Origin of the sequence: Chitinophaga sp. (assembly GCF_036569185.1) — a bacterium.
Lineage (GTDB): Bacteria > Bacteroidota > Bacteroidia > Chitinophagales > Chitinophagaceae > Chitinophaga.
Map to the genome: position 1 here is coordinate 15,805 of NZ_DATCRD010000338.1, position 11,265 is coordinate 27,069.

8 protein-coding genes are annotated in these 11,265 nt (G+C 45.6%); all 8 read left to right on the forward strand.

All coding sequences use genetic code 11. From position 1 onward, the window contains the following. The first annotated feature begins 6 nt into the window (after positions 1-6). Complete coding sequence (locus VIM72_RS25840; RefSeq protein ID WP_332005710.1) at positions 7-642, forward strand: deoxynucleoside kinase; 636 nt, start codon at positions 7-9, stop codon at positions 640-642. A 625-nt stretch (positions 643-1,267) separates the two neighbouring features. Then, the gene (locus tag VIM72_RS25845) at positions 1,268-2,062 is read left to right on the forward strand and encodes a hypothetical protein (protein ID WP_332005711.1); all 795 of its coding nucleotides are present in this window, start codon (positions 1,268-1,270) and stop codon (positions 2,060-2,062) included. Next, positions 2,029-4,206: a helix-hairpin-helix domain-containing protein gene (locus VIM72_RS25850; protein ID WP_332005712.1), complete on the forward strand. Its 2,178-nt coding sequence runs from the start codon at positions 2,029-2,031 to the stop codon at positions 4,204-4,206. Before VIM72_RS25845 ends, VIM72_RS25850 begins: the two co-directional genes overlap by 34 nt. A 700-nt stretch (positions 4,207-4,906) precedes the next feature. Then, on the forward strand, positions 4,907-8,113 hold the full coding sequence (locus tag VIM72_RS25855) for a SusC/RagA family TonB-linked outer membrane protein (RefSeq protein ID WP_332005713.1): 3,207 nt from the start codon (positions 4,907-4,909) through the stop codon (positions 8,111-8,113). A gap of 20 nt (positions 8,114-8,133) precedes the next feature. Next, positions 8,134-9,624, forward strand: a complete 1,491-nt coding sequence (locus VIM72_RS25860; protein WP_332005714.1) for a SusD/RagB family nutrient-binding outer membrane lipoprotein — start codon at positions 8,134-8,136, stop codon at positions 9,622-9,624. 26 nt (positions 9,625-9,650) lie between these two features. After that, positions 9,651-10,148, forward strand: coding sequence for a lipid-binding protein (locus VIM72_RS25865; protein ID WP_332005715.1), 498 nt, complete (start codon positions 9,651-9,653; stop codon positions 10,146-10,148). An 82-nt stretch (positions 10,149-10,230) separates the two neighbouring features. Then, entirely contained in the window at positions 10,231-10,545 is a 315-nt protein-coding gene (locus tag VIM72_RS25870; protein ID WP_079470689.1) for a DUF3467 domain-containing protein, read from the forward strand. A gap of 12 nt (positions 10,546-10,557) precedes the next feature. Then, positions 10,558-11,265 (forward strand): Ldh family oxidoreductase (locus tag VIM72_RS25875; protein ID WP_332005716.1); only part of this gene is annotated, 708 nt, incomplete at its 3' end.

An 11,265-nucleotide genomic window follows, 5' to 3' on the forward strand; every position in this document is an offset into this window, starting at 1 on the left:
CATCGCATGGCAAAACAGCATAAGATCAAACATATCGCCATCGCCGGCAATATCGGCGCAGGCAAAACCACCCTCACAGAAATGTTGTGCAGGCATTACAAATGGCATCCGCAGTATGAAGATGTAGAGCACAACCCTTACCTGAACGATTTTTATGAAGATATGCCCCGCTGGTCTTTTAACCTGCAGATATATTTTCTGAACGGAAGGTTGAAGCAATTGCTGGAAGTACAGAACGGAAAAGAAACAGTTATCCAGGACAGGACCATTTATGAAGATGCGCATATTTTTGCGCCTAATCTTTATGAAATGGGGTTGATGACCAAACGTGATTTTGATAACTACTTCAATTTTTTCGAGACGCTGAAAAGCATGGTGAAGCCACCGGACCTGCTGATTTACCTGCAGGCCTCCGTTCCTACGCTGGTAGCGCAGATTCAGAAAAGGGGAAGGGAGTATGAGGAAAATATCCGGCTGGACTACCTGAAACGGCTGAACGAATATTATAATAACTGGATTGAAAAATATAACGAAGGACCCTTACTGATCATTGATATTGACAAGAACAAATTCCCGGAGAGTGATGAAGACCTGGGTGAGATCATTTCGAGGATTGATTCCCAGTTGTACGGCTTGTTCTGATACGCGGATGTTGTCTGACTCAGGATTAGGCTGATTATACTGATTACAAGGATTTGACTTTGGGGGATTTGGATGATTTTTTTGTGGGGGATGGTTTTGGAGTTTCCGGGAGATGTTGATGTAATAATTGTAGCTAAAATTATAGAAGGTTGTTTCTTTTTCAGAGAAACAACCTTTGTTTTTTAAGGGATATTGTAGATGATAGATCAGGGTAATCGATATTATTTATTTTGGAAATTTTTTTGCTGTAAAAGCAGAAGGGAAATTGATGTAATCAATATGATGTGTTTAACTCCGGAGGAAGATTTTTAGTGATGCTGCGAAAATAAAAGGAATCAGCATAGTTAATGGATCAATGTTGCGGATAGGCGTATAGGCATAAAAAAGTTTTCCCCGAAAAAATAAAACCCTCTTTTCAGCAGTCATAAAAAAGATAGAAGCAACAAAATCATCCAAATCTCCCAAAAAACTAATCCGCATAATCAGCCTAATCCTGAGTCAGACAAAATCCGCGTTTATGTTTCATTAACACTTCGCTTATTTCAGTTGTTTATTTTTGTATTCGCTGGTGATATTATTGTTAACCTGTTTGCCGGCAGATTTTATTGTTAAACCCAATTCCCTGATGAAACAATTATTGTTGACCCTTTCACTCACGTGGTGGATAACGCTGCCGTATGCGCAAACTTTATTAACACCGGTAGGAAAATATACCGGCAGTGGCAGTTACAGCCGTCATTTCCAGCAGGTGATATCGGCCTGGTCTAACCCGGCAGGATTATCGTGCTTGTCTTCTTTGACTGCAGGTATTTATACAGAGAAGAGGTTTATGTTAAAGGAAGCGTCATTATATGCGGTGATGGCAGCTGTTCCTGTTCATAAAGGTGCATTCGGTGGCAGCATTACGAGACTGGGTAATACTGCCTGGAGCCAGCAGCGGATGAGCGGAGCTTATGGTATGCAGGTAGGAAAGAAGGCCGGTATAGGATTGCAGTTTAATTATGAAACCACCAGTGTGCAGGGGTTTGGGAGTACAGGAAAAATCAGTGTGGATGGAGGATTGCTCTGGCATATCAGTGAGCAATGGCATGGAGGGATGCATGTGTACAAACCGGCCGATGCGGCTGTAATGTATAGTGGTGGCGTAGGGTTTGAGGCATCGCGTGATTTCCTGCTGACCGGCGAAGTGATTGGTATAGGCACATTTACCACCGTAAAGGCATCTGCTTATTACCGCATTATCCGGCAACTGGCACTGGAAATAGGTGTTGCATCCGGCGCCGCCTATAATAATGCCGCGGTGATTTTATTCCTCCGGTCGTTGCGGATAGATATTGCTGCTGCGTTTCATCCGCAGCTGGGTATTACGCCTGCAACTTCGCTGATATGGCAGCTTTCACCCTCATTGACGGCAGAATGATAAGGGGAATCCTGGTTGTATGGACGAAGCGGTTTTATATGCATCATGAAGTTATTTTCAATGTTATTGATAGGACCACTACCCGTTGGATGATTGGGAGCATTGCCGGTTGTTTGCTATTGTTGCTGGTAGTTAGTGGAGCATATGCGCGTCAGGAGGAGGGATTATCTCCAGCAGCTGAAAATAACCTGGAGCGTGAAACAGCGGGGACTGAAGCGGTGTCAGAAGATGATGCCCAGTGGCAAACTTTAAATGCCTTAGCGAGGCATAAGATCCGCCTGAATACGGCAGATGAAGCTGCATTGCAGTCGATCGGTTTGCTGACGCCTTTACAGATCAGCCGGTTTTTGCAGTACCGCGCCTTACTGGGAGATCTGCTGAGCATTTACGAATTACAGGCAGTGCCGGGGTTTGAGCCGGATGTGATCAGGCGTATACTGCCATATGTAGAGGTAGGCAATGACCTGGCGCCACATTATACCCTGAAAGACTATATGCGTAAAGGAGATCATTCGTTGCTGCTACGATATGGCCGTGCAGGAGAGAAAGCGAAAGGCTTTATGCATACCGACAGTACTTTGCCGGCTTACAGGGGAAGCCCGGATAAAGTGTTTATGCGTTACCGTTATAGTTTTCCGCGATATATGAGTTGGGGAATAACAATGGAGAAAGATGCGGGGGAAGCCTTTTTTAAAGGGGCACAGCAGCAGGGGTTTGACTTTTACAGTGCACACATTTTTATCCGGAACTACAGGAAGGTAAAGGCGCTTGCATTGGGCGACTATACCGTGAACATAGGACAGGGGTTGCTGAACTGGCAGGGGCAGGCCTATGGTAAAGGAGCGGCTGTGATGCAGGTAAAGCGTGAAGGGGAAGTGCTGCGGCCTTACACATCGGCCGGGGAGTTTTATTTTTTCAGGGGAGCAGCCATTACATTGGCGCACCGGCGTTGGGAACTGACTGCCTTTGTTTCGCTTCGTAACCAGGATGCAAGTACAGATACCCTGATGGATGAAGTGACCGCTGCCAGCATCATCAGCAGCGGTTATCACCGTACAGCAACAGAAGCAGCCAAACGTGGGAAGGTACAACAGTTAAGCGCCGGTGGCAATATCCGTTACCATGCCCCCAGGTGGCAGTTGGGAGGAAATATAACCAGCCATCATTTAACGCCGGTATTGCAAAGGGAAACGGCGCCGTATAACCAGTTTGATTTTAACGGTGATGAACTAACTGCCGCGAGCGTGGATTATTCCGGTACGTGGAAAAATGTACATCTATTCGGAGAGGCTGCCGTGAGCAGTAACGGGAAACCTGCTGTGGTTCAAGGACTGCTGACAAGCGTAGCGCCAACGGTTGATGTGGCTATCGTGTACAGGTATTACGATAAAGCTTATCAATCGTTATACGCCAAAGGGTTCGGGGATAGCTACCGGACTGCTAACGAACAGGGGTTATATGCTGCAGTTACATTGAAAATAAACCCGCGATGGCAGGTGGACGGGTATGCAGATCTTTTTTATTTCCCCTGGCTGAAATACCGGAGCAATGCGCCTTCTCACGGAAAGGACTTTTTCCTGCAGGGTAGTTATGTGCCGGGTAAGAAGATGGCATTATTGCTGAGGTATAACTTCCGGCAAAGTGAAGAAAATTTATTACTGCCCGGTAACCCGGTAAAGGTACTGGCCCCTGTAACGGCTACGCACCTACGCTTTCAATGGAGCATGAAAGTAAGTAAACAACTGGATATCAAAACAAGGCTGGAATGCAGTAACTATAGCATGAGCGGGGATAAACAGCAGGGATGGATGATTTACCAGGATGCCAGTTACCGGTTTAATCATCTGCCATTCACAATAAGTGGGAGGTTATCACGTTTTCAGACAGGTAGTTATGACAGCAGGATATACGCAACGGAAAGCAGTGTGCTATATGATAACGCAGTTTCACAGTTGTATGGCGAAGGCTGGCAGTATTACCTGAATATAAAATGGAAGGGTAGCCGCCGGTTAACATGCTGGGGGCGCTTCCACCAGAGTTTGTATCCGGGTCAGACACGTATAGGTAGCGGTAATGATATTATAAATGGAAATAAAAAAACAATGATCCAGTTTCAGCTGCAGTATCTTATAGCCGGAAAATGAATTTTTTTAACATGCTTATAACTTGATTATCAAGATGTTGTAAGAGTAAATTTATCAGCTGTTAAAATAATGTTAAGTAGATGTACTGTGATTTACTTTTTTTTTCTACCTTGTGGATGTCAACCAAAATCTAAATTTGATTTGCTTTATGAGAAGGACCTATCTGCAAGATAATAGGCTTGTGACCATGGCTGTAAACCCGCTACACAGTATTTGTCATGATTCAAATCAATAATAAATTAAAATAAGACACAGAGAGACTAGAAGACTTTTACCGATTGCAATTAAGACGAGCGCTTAACCATATTTCCTGTAATTAATAGTGAAATAAACTGTTTGCCAACAGTTGAAAATTATAACAATTGCTGTGAGAGGATATAGATAGTCTGGCATAGACTTCTGAACCAATTGTACAACCAAAATCCGAACTGTATATGAAAAAGGACAATGCTGCTTTTACATAGTAATCCGCCATTATACTAATCGTATAAAAGATGTCTATTGGTTACCGCGGACGCGAAACCAGTTCCATCTATAATCATGTTTTCGGAACATGGGGGATTTTCCATGCTGTTAAAGAATGGCATTATGATACAACAATACCCGGTGAATACCGCCGGTAGGTGCTCCTGGTAATTATTGCCAGGTAAGCATTATATGACCCAGTGTATTTCTTCTTCAACCAAAATCTGAAACTTTTATGAAAAAGGGGTTACTCCTTTTTGCCATGCTAATGGCAATTATCAGCCTGGCCTATTCGCAGCAGCGACAGGTTACAGGTACCGTTAAGGGTAATGATGGCAATCCGGTTCCGTTTGCCACCGTCCAGGTTAAAGGTACCTCCACGGGCACTACCGCCAATGATAACGGCGTATTTAACCTGAGCGTACCTGGTACATCTACGGTGCTCGTTATAAGGAGCGTTGGATACAAAGCCCAGGAGGTAACCGTGGGAGAAAGTTCCAATCTCCAGGTTACATTAATAGCAGATAATAAAAATCTGCAGGAAGTAGTGGTAACAGGTTTAGGACTGGTGCGGGAAAAGAAAACCGTTGGTTACGCTACCAGTAACTTCGCTACCGAACAAATTAACAGGGTAGCCCCTGTAAGCATGATGGATGGTTTGTCCGGTAAAATAGCCGGCGCCGAAATATCCACCACCAGCGGCGCTCCCGGTGCATCCAATAAGGTGATCCTGCGCGGTTATTCTTCGCTCCAGGGAAGTAACCAGCCACTGTATGTAATAGATGGGGTGCCATTGAATAACGACCGCCCAGGTTCCTCCGTTGATGGAAAAGGCGTCAATAACGGTGGTTATGATTTTGGTAACAATGCCAACGATATCAATCCTAATGATATTGAAGCCATCAGTATTCTGAAAGGCGCCGCTGCCACCGCCATTTATGGTTCCAGGGCTGCCAGCGGAGTGGTGTTGATCACTACCAAAAAAGGTAAAAGCGGACGATTGAAAGTTGATGTGGCCTCCGCTGCCACTTTTTCCAATGTAGGTATGTTGCCTACTATGCAGGAAGAGTTTGGCCAGGGATGGGGCGGTACTTTCATTCTTTCAGAAAATGGTAGCTGGGGCCCACGCTTAACCGGTGAAAACCGTGCATGGGGCGCTCCTGTTGATGGGGTATCATTAACCAAACCATTTTCTTTTGTAAAAGATAACGTACGTAATTATTTCACAACCGGTAAAGAACTGAACAACAGCATTGCTGTTAGCGGAGGAAATGAAACCTCCACTTTCTTCCTGTCTTATAACAATGTATATAGCGACGGTATCCTGCCTACTGATGCAGATTCTTATAAAAGAAATACTTTCTCTGCAAGAGCGTCTACAAAATATGGCAGGTTCTCTGCTTCTGCCTCTTTCAACTATGTAAATAAAAATGCGAAAGCAGTGTCTACCCGCAGTGAATCCGGGCTTGGATCTTCTTTGTTTGAAGACATTATCCAGATCCCGGTAGACATCAACATTTCCCAGTTCAAGGATTACAAGAATAAGTATTACAATGTAGATAACTACTTTACTCCCTACGCTGAGAATCCTTATTATTCCCTGTATGAAAATGGGAATAACCTGAAGAGTAACAGGATCTTCGGAAACATTGATCTGAAGTATGGTATCAACGACTGGTTGAACGTACAATGGCGTATTGGAGCGGATGTTACCAATGCCCAGTCTAAAACGTATAAAGCGAAGAACAGGCCATCACTCGACAGCTGGAATGATGGTAATAATGTGGAAGGTGCTCAACGGCAGGAGGACGTTGGTTACGTAAGGGAAAACAGCGATTACAGGGGGGAATTCAACTCAGACCTCCTGCTTACTGTCAATAAAAAGCTGAATTCAGATTTTACCCTTGATGGACTGGTTGGTTTTAACGTTAACCAGCGGGAAGGAAAAATATTCAATTCTGCTGTGAAGGGCCTGGCTATTCCCGGCTTTTATGTGATCTCCAACTCACCCAACACGCCGGTGTCACAAACACAGGAATTCAGACGCCGTATTTATGGCCTTTATGCACAGGCAACTTTTGGCTTCCGTGAATACCTGTTCCTGACCCTGAATGCCCGTAACGACTGGTCGTCTACTTTACCTGAAAAAAACAACAGCTATTTCTACCCGGCCGTAAACGCCGCCTTCATTTTATCTGAAGCGCTGAAGTTGGATGAACGGGGTGTTTCTTTTGCGAAACTGCGCGCCAGCTGGGGTAAAACAGGTAATGATGCCGGCCCTTATCTCACTAAAACAACTTTATCTACCGGACAGATCATAGATCTTCCTTTTGGTACGCTGGACTTCCCTTTCAATGGTATTCCAGGTTACACGGTAGGTGATAATATTGGTAATCCTGAGCTTGGCCCTGAGCTGAGTAATGAATATGAATTAGGCGGTGAAGTAAAATTCCTGCGCAACAGGTTGGGATTTGATCTCGCCTTCTATAACAAACTCACCAAAGGCCAGATCCTTGCAGTGCCTACCACGCCAAGTTCCGGTTATGCCAGCATCACCCAGAACTTTGGTAAAGTGAGGAATAAGGGAATTGAATTGTCGGTTAATATTATACCGGTAGAAACAAAAGATTTCAGCTGGAACATCAATTATACTTTTGCCCGCAACAGGAATACAGTTGAAGAGCTGCCTGCAGGACTTAACCAGGTAGTACTGAATTTTGTTTACGACGTAAAATTTGCGGCCCGCAAGGGTGATCCGCTGGGTGTATTTTATGCACCTGTAACGGCGACCACACCGGATGGAAAAACAATTGTGGATGCTACAGGATTGCCAAAGGCTGCAGATACGGATGGATATTACGGTACCTCCCAGCGCGACTTTACCATGGGATTGATAAATACACTCCGTTATAAAGACTTTACCCTCGGCTTCTCTTTTGACTGGAGAAAAGGCGGTGTGTTCTACTCCGGTACTGCGGATCTTACCTACTTCGTGGGAAATGCGTTGCAAACTACCTATAACGACAGGCGGGCATTCGTAGTACCCAACTCTGTAATGCAGATAGGCACTGATGCCCAGGCTAAACCGATATATGGTGAAAACACCATTCCGCTCACAGACTATAATTATGATGCCTACTGGTATCATACCACCAATAAAGGTGGCGCTTATTCACAGCGCATTATTGATAAAACCTTTTTAAAGCTGCGTGATATCACGCTTTCGTACAGCTTACCTTCTGCTGCTGCAAGAAAAATTGCCGCCAGTAACCTGACACTGACAGCCTTTGCCCGCAATTTATTTATATGGACACCTGAAGGCAATACATCCATCGATCCTGAAGTATCCAACTATGGTAATGACCTGAACAGTGAACTTGGTGAATTCAGGAGCATGCCTACCACCAAATCTTATGGTTTGTCATTGAGGGTAACGTTCTAATCTTTTTAAATTCAGATATCATGAAAACGTACAATCATCAATATATTCTTATCCTGCTTGCTGCGGTACTGATGTTGGGCACGTCCTGCAAGAAGAACCTGGATATCAACAACGATCCGAATAACCCGCCGCTGGAGAAGGCTACGCCTTATGTGCTGTTCCCGCCGGCAGTGATGTCTACCATATCATGCGCCGGCACTGATGGCGCTATTATTGGCGGTATATGGGCGCAATACTGGACACAGAGTAATGCCTCTAACCAGTACAAAACAATTGATGCCTATAACATCCAGCGTACGGACTACAATGCGTTGTATACACAGATGTTTTCCGGCGCGCTGGAAGATTACAGCCTGATGCTCAAATTGTGCGACAGCCTGCATGATTATAGTTTTGGTTTAATGGGAACCGTGATGAAGGCATATTCTTACCAGGTACTGGTAGACCTGTACGACCAGGTACCATACCAGGAAGCCTTTGGCGGGTTGAACCAGCTGCAGCCTAAGTTTGACCGGGGAGATAGTATTTACCAGTGGTTACTGAGAGATATTGATGTTGCTTTATCAAAAGATCTGACGGTTACCATTCTTGCTGAAAATGCTGCACAGGATATTATTTACAAGGGGGATATGGATAAATGGGTAAAGTTTGCCAATACGCTGAAACTGAAAATGTACCTGCGGCTGGTGAATGCAGATCCTAACCAGGCAAGAACAAAGATCATGGCACTGATCAACAGCGGCGCTGAGTTCCTCACTGATGTGGATGCTTCCTACAGTACCTTCAAGGATGCTCCGGGCCAGGACAACCCTTTATACGAATCCAATATCCGCAGCCTGAATACCACTACCAACATCCGCGCAAGCTACACCATGATGTCGTGGCTGCAGAAAAACAAGGATTCACGGATGACTAAGATCTTCCGTGCACCGGGAGCAGCAAGCGGTGTTTATTATGGCATTAACCAGGGCGACTTCACCAGCTTATCGCCCACTTACAACGTTGCCGCTATTTACAGGCAAACGGCTATAGACACCGCTTACCTGATTTCCAGGGCCGAAACCAATTTTATGCTGGCTGAAGCAGACGAAAGATATTTCGGCGGTACCAAAGCAAAAGCCTATTATGATGCAGGTGTGCAGGCAGCCTTTCAGCAGTTTAAACTGAGCGCAGATACTTTCATCCAGGCAGGAAAGGTATATGCTTATCCAACTGGGGCTTCCTTTGATAAAAAGCTGGAAGCGATCATTACGCAGAAATGGGCTTCTTTCCCTGGTTCGCATGCATTGGAAGGTTTCCTGGAACAAAACAGGACAGGGTATCCCAAGTACAGCCCGGTATATTCTACCGATCCCTCTTACATCCCTGGTCAGCTGGTATATTCCCGTAACGGAGTAACAGGCGCCGGCAAATTCCCGAAACGACTGGTATTCCCGGATGTGGAAAGGAGCAGGAACAGTAATACACCAGCGGAAGTGCCTATTTATCAAAAGGTTTGGTGGGCTTTATAATGTTAACGGATCTTAAAATAATTACCATGAGAACAATAATGAATAAGTTATATATCGCGGGGTTGCTGCTGGGAGGCGCCGTTCTTTTTGCTTCCTGTAAAAAGGAATTGCCGGAAGTAAAGAACACACAAGTAGTGAAAATGGCAGGTACCTGGTGGGTAACCATGTCGCTCAACGGTGCGCCGCAAATAGACGGGGACCATGTGCAAATCAATACTTTTAACACCGCTGCCGACGATGGAAAGCAAATGTGGGTGCAGGATGCAGGGCTGGGTTTTGATTTCCAGTCGAAGGTAGATGTGAACCTCTCCGATCTTACATTCAGTGCTACCAACGCTAAAGATGAAAACAGTGCCGCTACCGTTACTATCACTTCCGGAAAGGTGTTCCCTAATGGAGGCAAATCAAAAGCCGGCCACGTAACCGACAGTATTTATATGGAACTGCAAATTTCTTCCGATCCCGGGAAGAAGTACGTGGTGGCGGGTGTGCTGCGGACAAAATTCGACGAAGACGACTATTAGTACCGGTCAATCCGCTATTTATAAAAAAAGAGGGCTCATTTGAGTCCTCTTTTTCTATTTTTGTACGGCTAAATCGTATAACATGGAAAATCAGCATGAAGAACAGAATCAGCTTAATATAGAGTTGAATGAAGAAATCGCCGAGGGACAATATGCGAATCTCGCTATCATCACCCATTCGAATGCCGAGTTTGTGGTAGACTTTGTGAATGTGATGCCCGGTCTGCCAAAGGCTAAGGTGAAGTCGCGTATTATACTCACGCCGCAGCATGCCAAGCGTTTTATGAAAGCCATGCTTGATAATATTAAGAAATACGAATCTGTACACGGCCCGATCCAGGACCAGGAGCAGGTATCAGTACCATTGAATTTCGGTGGTCCCACCGCTCAGGCCTAATCCCGCTGACAGATGGAACATATTTTTTCTTATCATCATTTGAGGGAGTTCACCAGGGAAGTTTTTATCCACATGGGTTGCAGCCTGGAACATGCAGCCCTGGCCAGCGAAGTGCTGGTATCAGCAGATCTGAGAGGTATCGATTCCCATGGAATAGCCCGCTTATCGGGCTATGTTCGTTTATGGGAGGCTAAGCGGATCAATGCAAAGCCCAATATCCGGGTGGTGCATGAAACCCCCAGCACCGCTGTCATTGACGGCGATGCCGGCCTGGGCCTGGTTGTAGCGCCTTACGCCATGGAAGTAGCCATGCAAAAGGCGGCCGCTGTAGGCACCGGCTGGGTGAGCGTGAAAAACTCCAATCACTTTGGAATAGCTGGTTACCACGCCATGAAGGCGCTGGACCAGGATATGATTGGCATGGCCATGACCAATGCCAGTCCGCTGGTAGCGCCCACTTTCTCCACCGAGCGTATGCTGGGCACCAATCCTATTGCAGTGGCTATTCCTGCAAAGGAGCAGCCTGCATTTGTAGCTGATTTCGCTACCACTACTGCGGCAAACGGTAAGCTGGAAATACTGCAGCGTAAAAATGAAGAAGCTCCCTACGGATGGATCCAGGATAAAGATGGCAACCCAAGCAACAATCCTCATGAGCTGAAGAGTGGCGGGGCTTTGCTGCCTTTGGGCGGTGACCGTGAGCATGGAAGCCATAAAGGT